We start from the raw sequence: 21592 nt of genomic DNA on the forward strand, positions 1-21592 counted from the left end.
ACCGGCAGCGACAATTTTTTTTGTCACTACAATGAAGTGAAATCGAAAAAGAGCGCCGCCTGAAAGCGCTGTGCTCTGGCCTTTGAAAGCTTGCACCGCACAGGACTTTTCAGCGAGGTAGGACGCATGCCGAACACAGGGGAACAAAAGCGGGCACGGATACTCGACCCCGTTGATCGTGTTACAGAAGTGATTTTCGGCTTGCTCATGGCGATGACGTTCACCGGAACGATCAGCGTGGCGACGTCGGGCCAGGAGGCGGAACGGACAATGATGTTCGCCGCACTCGGTTGCAACCTGGCCTGGGGACTCGCGGACGCGGTGATGTATCTGTTGCGGGCCTTGATCGACCGCACGCGCAAAAGCACCTTGTACGAAAAGCTCGGCGGGGCAGACGCGGCCACCGGCCAGACGCTGGTGGCGGCTGCATTGCCGTCGCACCTGGCGGCAGCGGCCAAGCCCGAGACCCTGGAGTTGTTACGCAGCCGTCTGGTCCAGTACCCGGCCACGTCGGTCCGGTCGGGCCTCGGCTGGGATGACTTCAAGGGGGCGCTGGGTGTTTTTCTGTTGGTGGTGGCCTCGACCTTTCCGTTGGTCGTGCCTTTCCTGTTACTCGAAGACACGGCGCTCGCCGTTCGCTTGTCCAACCTGGTCGGCCTCGCCGTGCTGTTCATCGCCGGTTGGATGCTGGCACGATACGCCGGTGCAAAGCCGTGGCAGGGCGGCCTGGCAATGGCGCTCACTGGTGCTGTGCTGATCGTTGCGATCATCGCTCTCGGTGGTTGAAAACAGAGGAGGAAGCCATCAATAGGCGCTGCCTCCCATGCCAACATGCGCTGTACACCAAGGGGTTACAGTTCTATGAGCGATTCAGATTCTCCACCTTCCGCCCCGGAGCCGGGGCGCATTGCCCGCCGCGTTGCAGGCACCGATCAGAGCTTGCTGGTGCGCTGGCTGCCGGGGCTGAACACCCTGCGCCACTATCAGATTGCGTGGCTGCGAAATGACATTGTGGCCGGACTCGTCCTGACCACGATGCTGGTGCCTGTCGGTATCGCCTACGCGGTGGCCTCAGGTGTGCCCGGCATCTATGGCCTCTACGCGACGATCATCCCGCTGCTCGCCTATGCGTTATTCGGGCCCAGCCGGATTCTGGTACTGGGGCCGGATTCCTCCCTGGCGGCAGTCATCCTGGCGGTGATCCTGCCACTGTCCGGTGGCGATCCGTATCGCGCCGTTGCCCTGGCGGGGATGATGGCAATCGTGTCAGGGGTGGTCTGCATCCTGGCCGGCATCGCGCGCCTGGGCTTCATCACCGAACTGCTCTCCAAACCGATCCGCTACGGGTACATGAACGGTATCGCGCTGACCGTACTGATCAGCCAGTTACCCAAGTTTTTCGGCTTCAAGATCGAGTCCGACGGACCGCTGAGAAACATATGGGCGATCTTCACCGCCGTGCTGCATGGAAAAACCAACTGGGTCACCTGCGCGGTCGGCGCTGCCACCCTGGTGGTAATCCTGTTGCTCAAGGGGCACAAACGCATTCCGGGTATTTTGATTGCCGTGGCAGGGGCAACCATCGCCGTCGGTGTGCTGGACCTTGCCACGAAATACGGCATATCGGTGCTCGGTGAACTTCCACAAGGCATGCCCGCGTTCGCCATTCCCTGGATCACTTCCGCCGATATGGTTCCGGTCCTGATCGGTGGTTGCGCCGTCGCGCTGGTTTCGTTCGCGGACACCAGTGTTCTTTCGCGTGTCTATGCCGCGCGTTCGCGCACCTACGTCGATCCGAACCAGGAGATGGTCGGGCTCGGCGTCGCCAACCTGGCGGCCGGTTTTTTCCAGGGTTTTCCCATCAGCAGCAGTTCGTCACGCACTCCGGTGGCCGAGGCCGCCGGCGCCAAAACCCAATTGTCCGGTGTCGTCGGCGCGCTGGCGGTGGCGTTGCTGCTGATGGTGGCGCCGAACCTGTTGCAGGACCTGCCCAATAGCGCGCTGGCGGCGGTAGTCATCGCTTCGGCCATCGGCTTGATTGAGATCACTGATCTGCGGCGTATCTATCGCATTCAGCGCTGGGAGTTCTGGCTGTCCATCGCCTGCACCGTCGGCGTCGCGGTGTTCGGCGCCATCGAGGGTATTGGCCTGGCCATCCTGCTGGCGGTGATCGAATTCCTCTGGGATGGCTGGCGGCCGTACTCCGCCGTATTGGGACGTGCCGAAGGGGTCCAGGGTTACCACGACCTCAAGCGTTTTCCCAATGCCCGGCTCATCCCCGGCCTGGTCCTGTTTCGCTGGGACGCCCCGTTGTTTTTCGCGAATGCCGAACTGTTTAACGACCGGGTACTGGACGCCGTGGCGGCATCACCTACGCCCGTGCGTTGGGTGGTCGTGGCGGCGGAACCGATGACCAGCGTCGACGTGACGTCGGCCGACATGTTGGCCGAACTGGACGAAACCTTGCGCGCAGCAGGCATCGAATTGTGTCTGGCCGAGATGAAAGACCCGGTCAAGGACAAACTGAAGCGGTTCGGGCTGTTCTCGCAGTTTGGCGAAACGGCGTTTTTTCCAACGGTAGACACGGCCGTCGACAGCTACCTCGCGATGTACCCCGCCAACTGAGTGGACGACTAAACTGATTGGCAGTGAGCCAGCCAAGCGTTTTAACGGGAGGAATATCATGATTCGCAAATACAGCATGATGGCCCTGGCGACACTGGTCGTCGCCGTGGGTGTGCAGTCAGTATCGGTAACGGCTTACGCGACCGAGCAGGGAGAACAGCGGCGTGAAGCGCGGGATACACGCCAGACAGGGCGCTCGGATGCACGGCAAACCAAGGTCGATTGCAGACAGGCCAGTGAGAAAAGCAACGCGCAATGCCGCCAGGACAAGCGCAGCACCAAACAGGACACGCGCCGCACTGCCCGGGACATCAAATACTGATGACCTGATGCCGATCGCCATGGACCGGGGCGGTGCTAGATACCACTGAACATACCAATGATCACCGCATTGACCAGGTCAATGAAAAAGCCACACACCAGCGGCACGATCAGGAAGGCTTGATGTGCCGCGCCGTATTTTTGCGTCACGGTCGTCATGTTGACGATGGCCGTTGCCGTGGACCCGAGGGCAATGCCGCCGAAGCCGGACGCTATCACGCTGGCTTCGTAATTGCGGCCCATGCAACGGAACACCACGAAATACGTGTAGAGCACCGTCAGCAGGATTTGCAGGCTCAGGGCGCACAGAATGAACAGCAACGCGCCACTGAGCTGCCATAACTGAAGCCCCATCAGCGCCATGGTCAGAAACATGCCCAGGCAGATATCGGAGATCAGCGACAGACCCAGGCGGGCGCCGCCCCAGGATTTCAACCGTTGTTCATTCATCACCGCGAGAACGATGTGGTGAATGACGATACCCGCGAACAGGCAACTGACGAATTTGGGCAGGGTGATGCCGGCATCGACCAGCAGCAGGTTGAGTCCGTAGCCGAGCATCAGGGTCAGGTTGAGCCACATCCACGCCCAGAGCACATCGTAGTAGTCCATTGACTGGTGGGGTTGCTGTTCAAGGACGCCGACTTCCAGGCTCCCGTCCCCGGAAGGTGTCAGTTGATGACGACGTATCAGGCGGTTGGCGATCGGGCCGCCGATCACGCACGCGGCAATCAGGCCGACAGTGTTACTGGCCATGCCCAGTTCATGCGCATTATTGATGCCCAGCTTGTCGACGAACAGCGGCGCCCAGGCCAGGGTCGTGCCCGCGCCACCCGTCAGGGAAATGGAGCCCACCATCAACCCGGCCTTGGGATCGAGTCCAAATGCCTCGGCCACGCCCATGCCCAGCGCGTTTTGCAGGACGATGAACACCCCCGCGAGCACCAGCAGGATCAGCAGCGGGACGCCGCCCTTGAGCAGCTGGCGCATGTCCGAGTTCAAGCCAATGCCGGCAAAGAAATACAGCAGCAGGGTGTCGCGAACATCGAGATCGAATTCGATCTCGATGTTAAGGCCGAAATAAAACAGGGTCGTCACTGCCGCACAGACAAAGCCGCCAACCACCGACTCGGGAATGCAGTATTGACGGAGCAAGGCATTGCGCTGAACAAGGGATTTGCCGAGAAAAAGCAGGAGGATGGCGAGGGTAAAACTCACGAGGCCGTGAATCTGGAAGATCTGTGGAGTCATTCAGAGCCTGCCTAAAAATATGAAAAATCATTATCAGGATTCGACCGTTCAGCGTTTAGACCTGAGTCAATGAACGGTGGATGCAGCATAGCAGGCGGGTCAAATCCTTCCTGTCGCGCCCAAATGCTTGCTTGTCCAGGTCTTCCTCAAATTCACACGTATGATCATGCTTTGACCTACGACGGATAAATAGGGGGACCTGATGGCCACCGCACATGTATTCATTGCCACCAGTCTGGATGGCTTCATCGCCCGCGCTGATGGGGACATCGACTGGCTTTTGCAGCGTGATGATCCGGCCGAGGATCATGGCTACTCAGCCTTCATCGCCGACAAGGATGTGATCGTGATGGGGCGGGGAAGCTACGAGAAAGTGCTGACCTTCGAATCATGGTTCTATGACCGGCCCGTCGTGGTGCTGTCTGAACAGTTGGCCAATGCACCGGTGCCCGACGCGTTGAAGGGCAAGCTGCGTTTTTCCAGTCTTACCCCCGCGGCCTTGATGGAGGAACTGGCCGGGCAGGGCGTGCATCGGGTTTATGTCGATGGCGGGCAGTTGGTGCAGTCATTCCTGCGCGATGGGTTAGTTGCTGACATGGTGATTACCACCGTGCCCGTGCTGATCGGGTCGGGAAGGCCATTGTTCGGGCGTCTTCAGCAGGATGTTGACTTGAAACTGGTCTCCAGTTGCTGCTTTCCTTCCGGTTTGGTGCAGTCCACGTATCGGCTGGTCCGATGACCCTGACGCAGGCGCCAGGACGGGGCGGATCCGGGCCCCGGTCGCAGGAATTTGTAATGCGCAGCATTGCCCGACACAATCGCGTCCCGATCCGGCCAACGGTGCCGGGCATTCGTGGTGAAGGGAACTGCAGTTGAACGAACAGACATTGTCCATGCGCCTGGAACGCGTGGCGGCGCATGTGCCAGTCGGTGCGCGCCTGGCCGATATCGGCTCCGATCACGGCTACTTGCCCGTGGCGTTGATGCACCGTGGCGCCATCGTGGCGGCCGTCGCCGGTGAGGTGGCGTTGACGCCGTTCCACGCGGCTGAACGCACCGTGCGCGAGAACGACCTGGACGTGCGGATCACCGTGCGCCTGGCCAATGGACTGGCGGCCATCGAGCCGGGCGACGGGATCACCGCGATCAGCATCTGCGGCATGGGCGGCGAGACGATTCGCGACATCCTCGACAACGGCAAGGCGCGGCTGAGCGGGCAGGAGCGCTTGATCCTGCAGCCCAACGGCGGCGAGCAGCCACTGCGCCAATGGTTGATGGAAAATGGCTACCGCATCCTCTGCGAGGAACTGCTGCGGGAAAATCGCTTCGACTACGAAATCATCGTTGCCGAGCGCGCTGGCCCGGTGATGTACACCGCTGAGGAGCTATACTTCGGCCCGCTGCAGATGCAGGCACGCAGTCCGGCGTTCCTGGCCAAGTGGCAGCGCCTGCTGCGCGAAAAGCAGAAGACCCTGAGCCAGCTCGCCCGAGCGCGACAGGCCGTGCCGCAGGAGAAGCTGCAAGACATCGCCCGGCAGGCTCGGTGGATCACTGAGCTGCTGGTGTGAGTTGGTCGTCCATTTAGAGCGACCACCCAATAAAACGATTGAAAAAAACTCCCATTAGCTTTAAACGGGAAGCTAACCGGCACATTGCCAGCAATCTGTAAGTGAGTATTGCCAGTTTTTGGCTCAGGGAGCGTTGATGAGAGTTCGTCCATGGACCGACGCCCTGCGGCAATCGAACGATTGCGACGTTGTCGCATCTCAACTGAATGGACATCTGGATACGGTCGGCATGACCTACGCTGGCAACAAGGACACTCTTGAGCAATTGCTCATCCCCGCGCGCCACTGGGCGCACTCCACGGCGTGGGCGGTTTACCGCGCCGGTGAACAAATGCATCTGGTCGGGCAGGGCGACCCGCAGGTGCAGTGGCCGGCTAGCGTGGCGAATGAAGACTTTGACGCCTTTTGCCAGACCCGGCGCTTGCACCGCTGGCCGACCGGTAAAGGCGAAAGCGAGCTGGGTTGGCTACTTGCCCCCCTCAACGAAGCGGCGGACCCGGCGCTCGCCGATTTCGCCCAGCGCCTGGGCATTCAGGTCCAGACCAATACCCTGGCCCGCGCGCAGATTACTCAGCGTGTGCTGTATGAAATCACCTACCTGGCCAGTTCGACCCGCGACCGCTCGGTGTTTCTGGTGGGGGTTCACCAGTTACTGGCCAGCCTGATTGACGCCGAGAACTTCTATCTCGCGCTGTATGACCCCCACACCGGCAAGATTGACTACCCGTATTATGTCGACATCATCGACGTGGATGCCGTGGAGTCCCAGCACTATGAATACCTCGACCCTTCGCACCTGTCGTTGACTGGCCAGGTGTTGACCACGGGCCAGCCGCTGCTGATCGACGCCGCCGGCATCATCGCGGCGCAGGCCGAGGACCGTTTCTACTGCGTGGGTGATCGTCCGGAGTTCTGGATGGGCGCGCCGTTGAAAAATGCCTCGGACGACGTCTTTGGCATGCTGGCCATGCAAGTCTACGAGGTGTCCCGGACCTACAGCGCTGAAGACCGCGCATTGTTTCTGGTGGTGGCCCGCCACGTGGCCATGGCGCTGGACCGGATTCTGCACCGCGAAGACCTGGAAGAGACGGTGATGCGCCGCACCCTGGAGCTGTCGGCCGTCAACGATGCGTTGAGGCAGGAAGTGGCCGACCGCCAGCGCGCCGAGCATCTGCAAAGCGCGCTGTTCCAGATTGCCGAACTGTCGAGCCAGCCCGGCGACATGGCTGAGCTGTTTCAAACCTTGCATGGCATCGTCGGTGATTTGCTGTTCGCGCAGAACTTCTACATTGCGCTGTTCGACGACTCGATCAGTGAAGTGACCTTTCCGTATTACGTCGATGAGCGGCAGACGATCTGTCCGCCGGCACGGCGTGGCTGCCGGGGCTTGACCGAGTACGTTATCCGGCAGCGCCGGCCGTGCCTGATTGACGTCGGCGAGGCTGAACGATTGGCGGCGCAGGGTGAAATCGAACTGGCCAATGAGTCTGTCCGGTCTTACTCCTGGCTGGGCATTCCGTTGTTCGATGGCGATGTGGTGCGCGGCGTGCTGGCGGTGCAAAGTTATACCTCGCAGGTGCGCTATACCCTGCGTGATCAGGAACTATTGACGTTCGTGTCCCGGCATATCGACACCGCGTTGTCACGCCGCACGGCCGCCGAAGCGATCCATGCCGCCAATCTCAAGCTGGAGGCCCGGGTGCAGAACCGCACCCGTGAGCTTGATCACGCCAATGCCAAGTTGCAACACGAAAACTCCCACGATGCGCTGACCGGGTTGCCGAATCGTACCTACCTGCAACAGCGCCTGAGCCAGGCCTGGTTGGAGTTCGGCAGCGTCGGCGGGCACCTGGCGGTGATGTTCATTGACCTCGACCGTTTCAAGATGGTCAACGACAGCCTCGGTCACCATTTTGGCGACCTGCTGTTAATGCAGGCCGCCCAGCGTCTGCGCGGTTGCCTGCGCGAAACCGACATGCTGGCGCGCCTGGGGGGCGATGAGTTTTCGGTGCTGGCGCCCGAGGCATCGCTGGAGGTGGTGATCGAAATCGCCGAGCGGATTCTGGTGGCGTTCGACCTGCCGTTTTTCATCAATGGCCATGAAGTGTTTTCGTCCTGCAGTATCGGCATCGTCAGCGCCGACAGTCAGTTCCATCACGAGCCCGCCGACTTGCTGCGCGATGCCGACGCGGCGATGTACCGGGTCAAGAGCGCCGGGCGTGACAGCTACGCGGTGTTCAACCAGGAAGTGCGCCGGGAAGTTTCGGACCAGGTCGAGCGGGAAGGGGCCTTGCGCAACGCGCTCAAACGCACTGACGAACTGCTGCCGTATTTCCAGCCGATTGTCAGTGTTGACACCGGCGAGCTGATTGCCCTTGAAGCGCTGGTGCGCTGGCATCAGCCGGGCGGCCGGGTGATCGCGCCGGGCGAGTTCTTGCCGGATGTCGAGGGCTTGCGCCTGATCGGTCGACTGGACCTGTACATGCTCACCAGCGTTGCGGTGATCCTCGCCCAGCCTGAACATGCCAATTGGCCTGCGGTGCACGTCAATTGCTCCAGCTACAGCATGACCCGTCCGGACTTTGCCAGTGAAGTGCTTGCACTGTTGGCGCGGCACGGAGTTGCGCCCTCGCGGATTTGCCTGGAGTTGACCGAAGGTGCGCTGGTGGCTGAGCCGGCCATCGCCCGCCTGACCATGCAGCAACTCGCCGACAATGGCATGTCGGTGGTGCTCGATGACTTCGGTGCCGGGTTTTCGTCCCTGAGCTATGTGCATCAATACCGTTTCAGCGGCTTGAAGATCGACAAATCGTTCATCCTCGAACTGACCACCAGTGCGCGCAGCCGCGCCATCGTCCGGGCGATTGTGCGGATGGCCGAATCGCTGGACCTGAGTGTGGTTGCCGAAGGTGTCGAGGATGAAGCGACGCTGGAGCTGCTGCGCGAAATAGGTGCGGGGCAGGCCCAGGGTTACTACTTCGCCAAGCCGATGGGGTTGGAGGCGTTGTTGGCGAGTTCGCTGGTGGGGTCATCCAGCCGGGTGCTTGCAGATAATTCGCCAATCACTCACTAAAACCCTGTCGACTGTGTAGCAGCTGCCGAGCCCGCGAGGCTGCGTTCGAGCCGGGGTCGCGCTCGACCGCAGTCCTCGCCATCGCGTCGAAATAATCATTTTGAAAATGTATACCGCACGATTTTTTAACAAAGCGTGAACAACTGGTGTGATCAATTAAGAGAAAAGTTCACCAGAACTTCCTCCGAACGCTGACACCCAGTGAGTCACCCTTGAAGCGCATAAAGCCCCCCTCGAAGATTGCAAAACGTTTGCTGCTCAGACGGCTCGCGCTGTGCTCAAGCGTCGCCTTCATCTGTCTGTCCATGGCGGGTGGCTACTGGTTATACACGCCACCAGCGCCTTACGTTCCGCTAAGAAGCCCGGACCCTGCGTCGGTGTCGATGATCGCCGTGGGCGATCAAGGCAGCGGTAACCTGCAGCAGTGGCGGGTGGGGCGGGCCATGGAGCGAGTCGCCGCCAATGAGGGAAGCCTGAACATGGTGGTGTTCCTGGGCGACAACTTCTACGGCAAGTCGCTGGCCAGTACCCATGACTCCAGTTGGCAAACCCGGTTCGAGCGCGTCTATTGGGGGCATTGGCTGAGTCATGTGCCGTTCTACGCGGTACTGGGCAATCACGATTACCCGGTGTCGCAAAAGTACGAGATCAAGTACGGACAACAGCACAAGGGATCGGGCCGCTGGCAGATGCCGATGAATTTTTACGCCAAGGATTTCGGTGAAGTCGACGGTCGCCCATTGGTGCGAATGGTGTTCCTCGACACGTCGGCGCCGCGTGAAAGTTTGCAGCAGCAAATCGACTTTATTGATCAGGCGTTCCAGGCACCCGGTCCGGCACCGGTGTGGCGAATCGCAGCGTCCCATCACCCGGTGCGCAATCAGGGCCAGCATGGTGAGGAGTCGGATCTGGTCGCCAGGCTTTTGCCGGCGCTGCAGCGCAACAACGTTGATCTGCTGTTGTCAGGCCATGATCACAATCAGCAATTGCTGTTGCGTGCCGGCGAACCAGCGTGGGTCATCTCCGGTGCGGGAGGGCAGAAACTGTATGCCCTGAACACGCCGACGCCCGATAGCGCGTTCACCGCATCGCGGGCCGGGTTTGCCAAACTCGACCTGAACGCCCATCAATTGAGGTTGGCGTATTACAACGATCGAGGCGATCTGGAAACCAGCTATCACTGGGCCAGAGACTGCCAGTGGATGGCCAAAGGCTGTCTACGGCCCGAGGACTCCCAAGGGACCCTCGCGCAGTCGGCTCAATAGGCACCGATAACAGCGGCCATTGGCGCTGCCTTTTGTAGCCGCTGCCTAGCCCGCGAGGCTGCGTTCGAGGACGCAGTCCTCGCCATCACCCTGCACCTAGCGAATACCCGCACCCGCCATCGACTCCGGTATCCACTGCGCCGTCGACAGCGGCTCGATATACCGAATCCCGCCATGCGGGCCGACCACGCCATTGATGTTGTACGAGCCGCGCGACAGGTCGTACGTCATGAAAGGCGTGGCATCCGGGACCTGCTCGTCATAGCTCTGGCTGAGGAACGCGAAGGAGCCCCGGTAAAGTTTGCCACTCGTGTCGTACTGATCGGAGGCGACAGCGGCCCAAGTGTCTTCATCCAGGTAAAAGCGGCGCTTCTGGTAGATGTGACTGGCGCCGGGCTTGAGGTTGCCTTCCACCACGTAGACCCGATGTTTCTCCCAGCGCACGAAATCCGGGGACAGGTAATTGGGGGTGGTCAGCGACTTGGCCTCCCGCGCGTAGGTCAGTTTGTAGGTGTTGTAGGGCACGATCATTTCTTGCTTGCCCACCAGCGTCCAGTCATACAGTTCCAGGGCTCGGGCGGTGCCGGGGTTCGGCGTGTCGTAGGCCAGGATTGAAATCTGTTTGACCCGGCGCTGGGCCGGCATGTACTGCCAGGCACGGCCAGGACGCTGCAGCGGGTTGGTGGCGTTCTTGAGCATGATCGACTCGCCGGCTCGCCGCGCAGGTCCCGTATAGGACAGTTTCAACTGGTAGTAGAGGTCGGAGTTGTTGATGGGCTTGGACAGGTTCTCGTAGATCGGGAAGGAGACGAAGGCCTCCCCGGTGACGGCCAGGCTTGCCACGCCCGCCGAGTCGACGTTCCAGGAGTCGTACTTGGAATGGATGTTGACGCCCTGGTAGCGCAGCAGGAAATTCCACATCGCTTCGGCACCCGATTGCGGGATCGGGAACGGCACACCGGGCAATACATTGTCGAAGGCAATCCCGCCATTGAGGGACCGGGCGGTGGTGGCATTCTTGCGGCTATTGTCCAGCACCGTCTGCGGCAACGATGCGGTGCGGTGGGTCGGGTACACGTCGATGCGGTAGCCGGGGTAGCGCTTGGCCAACTCAACGGTGGTGGCCGTCAGCATGTTTTTGTACTGATCAACGTTGCGGCCATTGATCACCAGCAGCGGTTTCTCACCGGCATAAGGGTCCGGGCGCATGCTGTCGCCGATCTTGAAACTGGCGGGGGCCGTGGTCAGGCCTCCGCTATAGGGCGGGATGGAGCCATCGGCATTACCGGCTTTTTCAGCACCGACCAGCGTCAGGTTGGTGCCAAGTTCCGCAGCTTGCTGACTCGATACAGAGGCCTGGGCCTCAATGGCCAGCGTCATCAGGAGTGAGGCAGCCAGAAGACTTTTCACGATTTTCATATTGTTATTCTCTTGCTGAGTGCATCAGGCCACTCGTGGCTCAGGCGGAGCAACCGCATTCGCCTTGTGGGCGATCAGACGGGCTCAAGCGCCAGATGCTTTTTTATGACTCCCATTAAAAAGCCCCCGAATCGGGGGCGCTTTTCATTCGACGACAGTCGCTTGGCTATTCGTGACAGACGCGAAAAATCACGCCCACCGGCAAACTCGGCCTCATAGCTCTTCTTCTCTCAATGCAATGATCCGACCTGATTTCTCGGCGGCCACCAGCGAGGCATGGTCTTTTGCGTTTTGATCGGCATAGGTGAGGGCAAATGTTCCGATGGCCTGGTCGAAGGAGTCGGTCTTGCCCAGGTAGCCACTGATGAGTGCAGCATCCCCGGATTTGGCGTGGGAACGGGCCAGGGTCAGACCGCACCACTCGGCGTACATCTTCAATCGTGGGGCGGAAATGCCCTCGATGGGCGCGGACATTTTCATGTCGCGCAACTGACGCACAAAGAAATAGCGGCCGTTCTGACCGCGGGTCCAGCCCAGAAAGATGTCGCTGGACGACTGCATCAGGCGCTGCCCCGTGACGACACGTTGTCCCTGATTCTCGTATTCGCTCTTGCCGGCATAGGGCGCGAGTACCGAGGGACAGGCTTCCTTGAATTGCAGGAGCAACGGGTGATTTTCTGCGGAAAAGAACAGGCCGACGAAACAATAAGTACCGACGCTGCCAATGCCCACCGCTTTGACGGCAATGTCTTCGAGACGGTAGCGATCGAACAGCACGCGCCGTTCATGGGGCAGCGACAATCGATAATCTTGCAGCGCCAGATGGACGTTGCGCACGAAGCCCTTTTCATACACATGAAACAGAATCGGCGGTTGATCGATCAGACGCCGTCGCCCTCCGACTTCACCGCTGATTTTGGGATAAAGGTAATCGCCAACACGCAGCTTGGCCTTGGCGACCAATTGCTCACGGATTTTCTTGATTTCAGCATTGGGCGCCATGTCGATGATCGCTTGGGCGTCCAGGCAGTCGTACCAGACTTCCACCGGGCTCATCTTGGAAAATTTGCGCAGATTCTCGCGGTAGGCACGCACACATTCGGCGGCGCTGGCCTTTGCCGCTTTATCGTTGAGGCGGTTGTCGCGGGCGGCCACGGCAAAACTGATCGCCAGGCGTTTGACATCCCATTCCCAGGGGGCGGGGAGGGTTTCGTCGAAGTCGTTGATGTCGAAGATCAGATTGCGCTCAGGTGTCGCGAACAATCCGAAATTCATCAGGTGACAATCCCCGCACGCCTGCACCTGAAAGCCGGTGATCGGGGTCGTCGCCAGGTCATGGGCCATCAACCCCGAAGAGCCGCGTAAAAAAGTGAAAGGACTGGCCAGCATGCGCCCGTAGCGCACGGGCACCAGATTGGGCAGTCGATAGCGATTGGACTCTTCGAGGAGTGCGATAGGGTCGCGGTGTTTGCGCGCGGGTTTCCATTCGGCGTGAAGGGCATGCGGCAGACTCACGCGTAATTGCTCACCGGCGTACAGGCGTTCCTTGCGTGAGTGAAAGACCCGTTCTTCCCCGTTGTCTCGCGATTGCCCAGACGTGTTGTCGGTAGGCCTGTTTTTACGGGGCGGCATGTTCACTCCTTTGCTCAACGAAGTGTGATTCGGTTGGGCGCAGGAGCTGGTCATTCGGCTGTTCCATCAGCCTGCAGAGAGTGTGTGCGCCAGCGTGTTGGAAAGCGCGAAAGTTAATGCTTGAAGCGTAGCAGCTCTTATCCGGGGTGCCGCTTGGCGCGGATTATTTTGTGTTATTTCTGCGAGGGTTTCCGGTTTCAGGTAAGCCGCGTGTTCAGTCGACAGGCTGGCTTAAACAAGAAAAATCGCCAGCGTTTAAATGAAGCCTTCGGTTACCACTCAGAGGCTACAACGCCTTGCGCCATCGCCTACGGGTAAGACAGAATCCGCCGGCTTGTTTGCTTTGTCCCTGGCCTCTATCGTTTCCCTGCCACTGCCCATCAGTGGTCGGGTTTAGTCGCCCGGGGTTAAAAGTAAGGTGCATTAGCTCTGTCATTCAGGCATTCCCATGCCTGCACTTGATGGTGGCTGTGCGCAGGGCGCCTTCGGGCGCGCCGGCTTTGCTAGCTTCCCCGGTCGACTAACCTGCGTACAGCTGCCTCCCTCTCGTTTAGTCGCAGGAGGGTGGCGCTCAATCATGGAAGCGAGCATATGTTCAAAGTAACACCCAACCCACCGGACACCGATCCGGCATCCCCGTACGAACCCGATTCAAAAAAACTCAACGAAGCCGCCGAACGCGCCCTCAATTTCCATTTCCCGTCGAACGCCGACATCAAAGCCAAACCGCGAACCCGCAGCACGCTGTTTTCCGTGGACCCGCACGCCACCGCCGAAACCCTGGGCGTATTTTTGGTCGAGACACTGGCCTCGATCGACGTGATGGTCCATCAGTTGGTGGATCATCTGGAGGGGGAGGCCCGCTACGCGCTGCTGGGCATTTCAAACAGCATCATGGTGGCCGAAATCACGGCAAACGGCGTGCTGGATAAAATAGAACCCCCCAGGTAACCGCTGCTACAGACGAGGCTAACACCACCATCTTGTAGCCGCTGCCGAGCCCGCGAGGCTGCGTTCGAGCCGGGGTCGCGCTCGACCGCAGTCCTCGCGATCATGGACGGCGTCCTAATGGCAGACACGGCTGCGAAACCCGCTGCAACGTGACAAACCACACAAGCCAGGCAGTCACGCTGATCAAGGCCCCCAACAAACTGACGGCCATCCATCCCCATACCGCATAAACTTGAGTCGCGGCAGCGGCGCCCAGCGCGCTACCGACCGAGTAGAAACACATGTAGGCGCCGACCATACGACTCTGGGCATCGGGTCGCGCCGCGAAAATGATGCTCTGGTTGGTGACGTGTACGGCCTGCACCGCGAAGTCGAGCAGGACGACGCCGCAGACCAGCGCGATCAGGGACGTCTCGGCAAACGTGATGGGCAGCCAGGACAACGTCAGGAGCGCCAGCGAAATCCCGGTCACCCGCTGTCCCAGGCCTTGATCGGCCCAGCGACCGGCTCTTCTGGCCGCCAGGGCACCGGCGACGCCGGCCAGGCCAAACAGGCCGATGGCCGTGTGTGAAAGCGACAGCGGCGGGGCGCTCAACGGCAGCACCATGGCGGTCCACAGCACGGAAAAAGCGGCAAAGATCAGCAGGGCCAGCAAGCCCCTGACACGCAACGCGGGTTCGGTGATGAACAGTTTGAACAGAGAACTGATCAGCATCAGGTAGGACTCTTCATGCCTTGGCGACGCCGTGACAGGCACCGCTCGCCAGAGCACCGCCGCGAGCGTCAGCATCAATCCTGAGGACACACAGTACACGGCGCGCCAGCCCGCGAGGTCCGCAATCAGGCCTGAAGTAAATCGCGCCAGAAGAATGCTCAGGACAATGCCGCTGGTGACCGTCCCCACGGCATGCCCGCGTTGTGAGGGCGTTGCCAGCACGGCGGCATAAGCCACCAGCACCTGAACGACCACGGCCAACAACCCCATCACGACCATCGCACCCAACAGGGTCAGCCATTGCTGCGCTGCGCCGACCGCTGCGAGCGCAACGGCGGAGAGCAACACGTGCGAAAGAATCAGCCGCTTGCGGTTGACCAAGTCACCCAGCGGGACGATGAACAGCAACCCCAGCGCGTAACCGACCTGAGTGGCCGTCACCACAACCCCGATCATGGATGATTCCACGCCGAGGCTCTGAGCCATTGAGTCGAGTAAAGGCTGCGCGAAATAAACGTTGGCGACGGCCAGCGCGCAGGTGACAGAAAACAACAACGTGAGCGACGGAGAAAGCCCCGCAGGCTGCGTGGACAGTTGTTGGGTGGTTAAGTCGACCTTGGCTGTCATGCACACCTCCATGGTGTTAATCTGGTTTCAAATAAAAACCTGATGCGATTGTTGCTGCATCTGGTTTCAAATTGCAACCTGAAAAAGCCACCTTTGGGAAGGGCAAAAAAATGGTCGAAGACGCTTCACCGCAAAGCAACGAATGCCCGGTCGCCAGAACACTGGAGGCCATCGGAGATCGCTGGTCGCTGATGATCATTCGTGACGCATTTGACGACATTCGCCGCTTCAGCGAATTTCAAAAGAGTCTCGGCGTGGCCAAGAACATTCTGGCGTCGCGCCTGAAAACGTTGGTTGAAGTCGGGGTCTTCGACATTCGACCGGCGTCAGATGGCAGCGCGTACAAGGAGTACGTGCTGACGGAAAAAGGACGGGAGATCTTTCCGGTAGTGGTCAGTATCAGGCAGTGGGGCGAACGTTTTCTGTTCCAGCCCCAAGAGACGCGTTCTGTGCTGCTGGATAACCAGTTCGGCCAGCCACTGATGCCGCTTGAGGTTCGCTCATCAAACGGTCAAAAACTTGAGCCTTCTGACTGCCACAGGGTGAGACTGGTTGTCGGCGTTTAAGACGTATCGATCAACTTTCAGCGGTAACGGCTGAGTCTGAACTGGCCTCGGCCTCCAGTTTCAACCGGTCAGCCTTGCTGATGTATTTTTCCTTGCTTTGCGGCGCCAGTTTGGCGCTGGCCTTTTTGGCGTGAGCCTTTAATAGCTGCTGTATTTTTTTACGGCGGTTCATGTTTTTTACTCGGCTTGCCTGGTCTTGAATGACGCGAGACTTGAATGTTAACTCAGATCCTGTGATGCGCTCGATACGCGATGCCTCTCCCCACCTTGTCAGGTCATTAGCCGATCGCCTCCAGATGTCTCACCAACCACTCACTAAACCCCCTCGCACTGCTCTCGCTGTCGCGATGCGTCAGCACCGCCCAATTCGGCCCGCGAATGGTTTGCTCCACCAACGGCTGCAACAACCCGTCACTGCACGCCTTTTGACTCAATAACTGACTCACCAACGCAATACCCAGCCCCGCGCACGCCGCGTCCAGCAGCAAACCGGGATCGGAGAAGTTCAGTCCCTGATCCTGCTGGCCCACGTCGATACCGGCTTCCACCGCCCAATGACTCCAGTCCATTTCCCGCTCGCCGTGCAGGGTGGTGCGCTGTTCGCTCGGCAGTGCCAATTGGCTTGGGTGACACGCCGGGAACAGTCGGTCGGCGTGCAGCACTTTGAAGCTGCATTCAGCCTGGGAGCTGATGTCGTCGCGCACTGCAATGTCGATGGTCTGGGTGGCCATGTCCGGCACTTCATCGGTGCTGTAGATCCACAGGTCCACCTCTGGATGTTGAGCGCGGAAATCCCCCAAACGCGGCAACAGCCAATGTCGGGCGAACGCCGGCGTGGTGTTGAGCACCAGTTGATTGGGCTTCTGGTATTGCCCGAGACGGCGAATGCCGACCGCCAATTGTTGCAGCAGCGCCTGGGTGGTGCTGAGCAAATCGTGGCCGGCGTCGGTCAGGGCGACGCTGCGGCCGCTGCGAAAGAACAGCGGTTGTTCGAGGTACGCCTCCAGGCTGCGGATCTGCTGACTGATGGCCGACTGGGTGAGGTTCAGCTCGTCGGCGGCCTTGTGAAAACTGCCCAAACGGGCCGCAGCTTCAAAGCCACGAAGGGTGCTGAGGGGTGGCCAGTGCTTGAGCATTGATAAGTTCTCCTAATCACTTCTGCGCAAAATCCATCGTTTGTTCGCCCGTTTTTCCAGCCGTAGCATGCATGCCAAGACCGCCAAGGCAGTTTTCATTGAACACAATGGCTTAACTAAAAGGGCTTTTTATCATGCAGCAGGTCAAGCAGCAGCAGGAAATTCAAAACAGTGGTTGGTGGATGCCGGCGGAGTGGGTTCGCCATGCCGCGACCTGGATGGTGTGGCCGCACAACCAGGCACTCTGGGAGTCGGGTTGGCACGTCACACTGCCGCTGGTGCAAGAGGATTTCGCCCGTGTGGCCAATGCCATTGCCCGTTTCGAACCGGTAAAAATGGTCGTCGACCCGTCTGCTGTCGCCAGTGCCAAAGCCTTGTGCGGGCCGAACATCGAGCTGATCCCGTTGGCGGTGAACGACAGTTGGTGCCGCGATTCCGGCCCAAGCTTCGTCTGCCACCCGCAACTCGGCATGGCCGGGGTGAGCTGGCGCTTCAACGCGTGGGGCGGCAAGTCGGCGCATGAGCTGGACGAAAGCCTGGCGCGCCGTGCGCTCAATCATCTGGGCTTACCGTGCTTTGGCACACCGTTGAGCAACGAAGGCGGCGCGATCCATGTCGATGGCGAGGGCACGTTGATCACCACCGAATCGGTACTGCTCAACCCCAATCGCAATCCGGGCATGAGCAAGTCCGAGATGGAAGAGATTTTCACGCGGTTGCTGGGCGTGAAGAAAACCATCTGGCTGCCGGGTGATCCGGACTACGTGACCGGTGACATGACCGATGGTCACGTCGACGGCGTGTGTGCGTTTGCGCGTCCGGGTGTGTTGTTGGTCGACGCCACCCGCGACCAAGGCTCGGTGTATGCCGACGTGGTGCGCGAAAACCGTCGCGCCCTGGAACTGGCCAGCGATGCCCACGGGCGCAAGTTCGAGATGATCGAGTTGTACGAAGCCACCGATGCCGTCGACACCGAGGCGCAAGTGTTCTGCGCGTCATACACCAATTTCTATATCGCCAACGGCGCGATCATCATGCCGGCTTATGGCATCGACGCCGACGATGATGCGGCGGATGTACTGCGCCAGGCGTTTCCCGGACGTGAAGTGGTGCCGGTGCGGATCAATCATCTGGCCCATGGCGGCGGCGGGGTGCATTGCATCACCCAACAACAGCCGGCGTGGCCGGTGGAGGGTTGATCTGATGACACTTTTGACAATTGCCACCACGCAAATGCCCTGCACCTGGGACTTGAAAAACAACCTCGATCTGGCCGAGCAATTAGTGCGCGATGCGGCGGCCAAGGGCGCACAGGTCATCCTGCTGCAGGAGCTGTTTGCCACGCCGTATTTTTGCATCGAGCAAAACCACAAGCACTTGGCGCTGGCTGAAGAATACAGCGACAGCTCAGTGCTCAAGCGCTTCGCCGCGCTGGCCAGGGAATTGGGTGTGGTGTTGCCGCTGAGCTGGTTCGAAAAGGCTGGCAACGCCTACTTCAATTCCTTGAGCGTGGCCGACGCCGACGGGCGCCTGCTGGGCGTGTATCGCAAGACGCACATTCCCAACGCCATCGGCTATCAGGAGAAGGAATATTTCAGCCCCGGCGACACCGGCTTCCGGGTCTGGGACACCGCGTTCGGGCGCCTCGGCGTGGGGATCTGCTGGGATCAGTGGTTCCCCGAAACCGCTCGCTGCCTGGCGTTGATGGGCGCTGAAGTGTTGCTGTTTCCCACGGCCATCGGCTCTGAACCTGGCTGCGCAGCGCTGGACTCCCGGGATCATTGGCAAATGACCATGCGCGGCCATGCGGCGGCCAACATCCTGCCGGTGGTGGCCGCCAACCGCGTCGGCCGCGAAGTGGCGACCACCGATCCCGAACTGCAAATGAGTTTCTACGGTTCGTCCTTCATCTGTAACCACAAAGGCAAGTTGCTCGCCGAAGCCGACCGCGACAGCACGGGCGTGCGGGTCCACACCCTGGACCTCGCTGCCATGCGCGAAGAGCGTTTGAGCTGGGGCATCTATCGCGATCGCCGTCCGGACATGTACGGAGCGCTGTTGAGCCAGGATGGCCGTCACCTCAATGCTCGCTGGAACACTCAAGGGGTTTGACATGCACATTGCCAACAAACGCTTGCTCGGCGCCTTGGGCCTGACCCTGTGCTGCGCGATCCCGTCGCTGCACGCCGAAGAGAAAACCCTGCGCCTGTACAACTGGGCCGATTATTTTGCCGAGGACACGCTCAGCCAGTTCACCGCGGAAACCGGAATCAAGGTGATCTACGACGTGATGGACGGCAGTGAAACCCTGGAAGCCAAGATGCTTGCCGGGGGCAGCGGTTATGACTTGATCTTCCCCGGTGACACCGTGGCCGAACGCTTGATGCGCGCCGGCAGCCTGCAAGCGCTGGACCAGTCGAAACTCACCGCGATGGGGGACGTCGAACCCGGTTTGCAGAAGCTGCGCTCGCACTATGAGCATTCGAGCAAGGCCACCGTTCCCTACACTTGGGGCACCATCGGCCTGACCTACAATGCCGAGCAGATCAAGCAGCGCATGCCGGACGCGCCGGTCAGCAGCCTGGACATGCTGTTCAAACCGGAACTGGCCGCGCGGTTTGCCGATTGCGGGATCTCGATGATCGATTCGCCGGACGAAGTGTTGGCCGTGGTGCTCAACTATCTGGGCAAAGATCCACGCAGCGCCAAACCGGCCGACCTCGCCGCCGCCAGTGATCTGCTGATGAAATTGCGGCCGTACATTCGCAAGTTCCAATCGCAGCCGGTGACCGATCTGGTCAATGGCAACCTGTGCCTGTCACTCGGCTACAGCGGCGACATGACCCAAGCGCAGCGGACGTCGGACTCAGCCGGCAAGAAAACCACGTTCCAGTACCGCGTTCCCCGTGAAGGCACCACGGTGTGGATGGACACCATGGCGATCCCGGTCGATGCCAAACATCCGGAGTACGCCTATGCGTTCATCAATTTCGTCATGCGCCCGCAGAACATGGCGGCTATCAGCAATTTCACCGGATACCCGACTTCCAGCGCCAAGGCGCGGCCGAGTGTCGATGCGGCCATGCGCAATAACCCGGACATCTACCTCGACGACGCCACCTACGCACGGCTGATCCCGGGCAAGGACATTTCACAAGCCGATATGCGCGCGCGGATGCGCACCTGGACCAAGTTCAAGACTGCCACTGCGCAGTGACATCCGGCCGGCACCCGGTGCCGGCCTTCACCTTTTGCGCAATTACGAACCGCTATTCAAGGATTTACATATGTCGACGCGTCGCGAGTTCATCAAATACGTCTCCGTGGTCGCAGGTCTCGGCGCCGCCGCGTCCATGGGCTGGGTCAACGCCGCCACCCGGGGCCCATGGTTCATGCCCGATGAAGGCGATAAACACCAACGCGCCTTCATCGCTTTTGGCGCACAGGACGCGATCTGGGAGGACTTCACCGCCGATGTGCAAGAAGCCCTTGGCCGGATCGCCCGCACCATCGCCCGCTATGAGCCGGTCACGGTGTTCTGCCGCAGCAACGAGCGAAGTCTGGCCGAGGAGCTGTGCGGTACGGCCAACATCACCTATATCAACACCCAGCTCGATGACATCTGGATGCGCGACATCGGCGCCAACTTCGTCATCGACGGCGACGGCGGACTGGGTGCTGTGGACTTCAACTTCAACGGTTGGGGCAACAAACAGCAGCACGCCAAGGACGCGAAGCTGGCCGGTCTGGTCGCTGAAAACGCAGAGGCCAGTAACCTGCGCACCGAACTGGTGGGCGAGGGCGGCGGCATCGAAGTGGATGGTCACGGCACCGGGATCATGACCGAAAGCAGCTGGATCAACGCCAATCGCAATCCGGACTGGAGCAAGGCCGAGGTCGAGCAAGAACTGAAGGAGCGCCTCGGCTTGCGCAAAATCATCTGGCTGCCGGGGATCAAAGGCAAAGACATCACCGACGCTCATGTCGATTTCTACGCACGGTTCGTCAAGCCGGGCGTCGTGATCGCCAACCTCGACAACGACCCCGAGTCCTACGACCGCAACGTCACGTTGGCGCACCTGGAGATTCTGAAAAACGCCACGGACGCCGATGGCCGCAAGCTCCAAGTGCATACCGTGTCGCCACCGCTGTACCCGCGCAAGAGCAAGTTCAACAAGAACAACCCGGACTTCGCCGCCGGCTACATCAACTACTTCGTGATCAACGGGGCGGTCATTGCGCCTGAGTTCGGGGACAAAGCTGCCGATACCAAGGCCTTCGACCTGCTGTCAGAGCTCTACCCAGACCGTGAGGTGGTGCAGCTCAATATCGACGCCATCTCGGCCGGTGGCGGCGGCATTCACTGTGTGACCAGTCATCAGCCAGGGGTTTAATCGGCTGCGGCGCCCGTTGTATCTGCAATCAATTAATGTTAAGTGGCTG

Annotated in this window: 19 protein-coding genes; 13 read left to right on the top strand and 6 right to left on the bottom strand. The window is 60.1% G+C overall.

What is annotated here, in order from left to right; translation table 11 throughout:
* Positions 1 to 126 precede the first annotated feature (126 nt).
* From AB4N43_RS28100 to AB4N43_RS28110, 3 genes are all read left to right on the top strand, one after another.
* On the top strand, positions 127 to 786 hold the full coding sequence (locus AB4N43_RS28100) for a VIT1/CCC1 transporter family protein (RefSeq protein ID WP_059182664.1): 660 nt from the start codon (positions 127 to 129) through the stop codon (positions 784 to 786).
* A gap of 75 nt (positions 787 to 861) precedes the next feature.
* Positions 862 to 2625: a SulP family inorganic anion transporter gene (locus AB4N43_RS28105; RefSeq protein WP_027924775.1), complete on the top strand. Its 1764-nt coding sequence runs from the start codon at positions 862 to 864 to the stop codon at positions 2623 to 2625.
* A gap of 58 nt (positions 2626 to 2683) precedes the next feature.
* On the top strand, positions 2684 to 2947 hold the full coding sequence (locus AB4N43_RS28110) for a hypothetical protein (RefSeq protein WP_059182665.1): 264 nt from the start codon (positions 2684 to 2686) through the stop codon (positions 2945 to 2947).
* Positions 2948 to 2982: 35 nt separating this feature from the next.
* Here the strand turns inward: AB4N43_RS28110 and gltS are convergent, their stop codons facing one another.
* Positions 2983 to 4197 (bottom strand): sodium/glutamate symporter, encoded by a 1215-nt coding sequence (gene gltS / locus AB4N43_RS28115; RefSeq protein WP_027924773.1) that lies wholly within the window; start codon positions 4195 to 4197, stop codon positions 2983 to 2985.
* Between the two features lie 202 nt (positions 4198 to 4399).
* Here gltS and AB4N43_RS28120 point away from each other — a divergent pair, with 202 nt between their 5' ends.
* The 4 genes from AB4N43_RS28120 (at position 4400) to AB4N43_RS28135 (ending at position 10103) form a co-directional block, all read left to right on the top strand.
* Entirely contained in the window at positions 4400 to 4936 is a 537-nt protein-coding gene (locus AB4N43_RS28120) for a dihydrofolate reductase family protein (RefSeq protein WP_059182666.1), read from the top strand.
* Positions 4937 to 5069: 133 nt separating this feature from the next.
* Positions 5070 to 5765: a tRNA (adenine(22)-N(1))-methyltransferase gene (locus AB4N43_RS28125; RefSeq protein ID WP_027924771.1), complete on the top strand. Its 696-nt coding sequence runs from the start codon at positions 5070 to 5072 to the stop codon at positions 5763 to 5765.
* Between the two features lie 136 nt (positions 5766 to 5901).
* On the top strand, positions 5902 to 8838 hold the full coding sequence (locus AB4N43_RS28130) for an EAL domain-containing protein (RefSeq protein ID WP_460152412.1): 2937 nt from the start codon (positions 5902 to 5904) through the stop codon (positions 8836 to 8838).
* 383 nt (positions 8839 to 9221) lie between these two features.
* On the top strand, positions 9222 to 10103 hold the full coding sequence (locus AB4N43_RS28135) for a metallophosphoesterase (RefSeq protein WP_059182668.1): 882 nt from the start codon (positions 9222 to 9224) through the stop codon (positions 10101 to 10103).
* Between the two features lie 96 nt (positions 10104 to 10199).
* Here the strand turns inward: AB4N43_RS28135 and AB4N43_RS28140 are convergent, their stop codons facing one another.
* Together AB4N43_RS28140 and AB4N43_RS28145 are read right to left on the bottom strand one after the other, a co-directional pair.
* Positions 10200 to 11522, bottom strand: a complete 1323-nt coding sequence (locus tag AB4N43_RS28140) for a DUF1329 domain-containing protein (protein ID WP_027924769.1) — start codon at positions 11520 to 11522, stop codon at positions 10200 to 10202.
* A 213-nt stretch (positions 11523 to 11735) separates the two neighbouring features.
* Positions 11736 to 13154 carry a DUF2252 domain-containing protein gene (locus AB4N43_RS28145; protein WP_410922686.1) on the bottom strand — a complete coding sequence of 473 codons (1419 nt, stop codon included), beginning with the start codon at positions 13152 to 13154 and terminating at the stop codon, positions 11736 to 11738.
* A gap of 591 nt (positions 13155 to 13745) precedes the next feature.
* Here AB4N43_RS28145 and AB4N43_RS28150 point away from each other — a divergent pair.
* The gene (locus AB4N43_RS28150) at positions 13746 to 14105 is read left to right on the top strand and encodes a DUF6124 family protein (protein ID WP_410922687.1); all 360 of its coding nucleotides are present in this window, start codon (positions 13746 to 13748) and stop codon (positions 14103 to 14105) included.
* Positions 14106 to 14205: 100 nt separating this feature from the next.
* On the opposite strand, the gene AB4N43_RS28155 is transcribed toward AB4N43_RS28150, so the two are convergent.
* Positions 14206 to 15447, bottom strand: a complete 1242-nt coding sequence (locus tag AB4N43_RS28155; protein WP_460152415.1) for an MFS transporter — start codon at positions 15445 to 15447, stop codon at positions 14206 to 14208.
* 110 nt (positions 15448 to 15557) lie between these two features.
* On the opposite strand from AB4N43_RS28155, the gene AB4N43_RS28160 reads away from it, so the two are divergent.
* Positions 15558 to 16013: a winged helix-turn-helix transcriptional regulator gene (locus AB4N43_RS28160; protein ID WP_027924766.1), complete on the top strand. Its 456-nt coding sequence runs from the start codon at positions 15558 to 15560 to the stop codon at positions 16011 to 16013.
* A gap of 10 nt (positions 16014 to 16023) precedes the next feature.
* On the opposite strand, the gene AB4N43_RS28165 is transcribed toward AB4N43_RS28160, so the two are convergent.
* Both AB4N43_RS28165 and AB4N43_RS28170 read right to left on the bottom strand, forming a co-directional pair.
* Positions 16024 to 16185: a DUF2986 domain-containing protein gene (locus AB4N43_RS28165; RefSeq protein WP_194940313.1), complete on the bottom strand. Its 162-nt coding sequence runs from the start codon at positions 16183 to 16185 to the stop codon at positions 16024 to 16026.
* Between the two features lie 106 nt (positions 16186 to 16291).
* Positions 16292 to 17149 (bottom strand): LysR family transcriptional regulator, encoded by an 858-nt coding sequence (locus AB4N43_RS28170; protein ID WP_027924765.1) that lies wholly within the window; start codon positions 17147 to 17149, stop codon positions 16292 to 16294.
* A gap of 134 nt (positions 17150 to 17283) precedes the next feature.
* On the opposite strand from AB4N43_RS28170, the gene AB4N43_RS28175 reads away from it, so the two are divergent.
* From AB4N43_RS28175 to AB4N43_RS28190, 4 genes are all read left to right on the top strand, one after another.
* Entirely contained in the window at positions 17284 to 18348 is a 1065-nt protein-coding gene (locus AB4N43_RS28175) for an agmatine deiminase family protein (protein ID WP_027924764.1), read from the top strand.
* 4 nt (positions 18349 to 18352) lie between these two features.
* Positions 18353 to 19261 carry an N-carbamoylputrescine amidase gene (gene aguB, locus AB4N43_RS28180; RefSeq protein WP_194940311.1) on the top strand — a complete coding sequence of 303 codons (909 nt, stop codon included), beginning with the start codon at positions 18353 to 18355 and terminating at the stop codon, positions 19259 to 19261.
* Between the two features lies 1 nt (position 19262).
* A complete protein-coding gene (locus AB4N43_RS28185) occupies positions 19263 to 20366 on the top strand; it encodes an extracellular solute-binding protein (protein WP_027924762.1) in 1104 nt (367 codons plus the stop codon).
* Between the two features lie 70 nt (positions 20367 to 20436).
* Complete coding sequence (locus tag AB4N43_RS28190; protein WP_059182673.1) at positions 20437 to 21543, top strand: agmatine deiminase family protein; 1107 nt, start codon at positions 20437 to 20439, stop codon at positions 21541 to 21543.
* Positions 21544 to 21592: the final 49 nt, after the last annotated feature.

The organism is Pseudomonas sp. S2_B07, assembly GCF_054668435.1.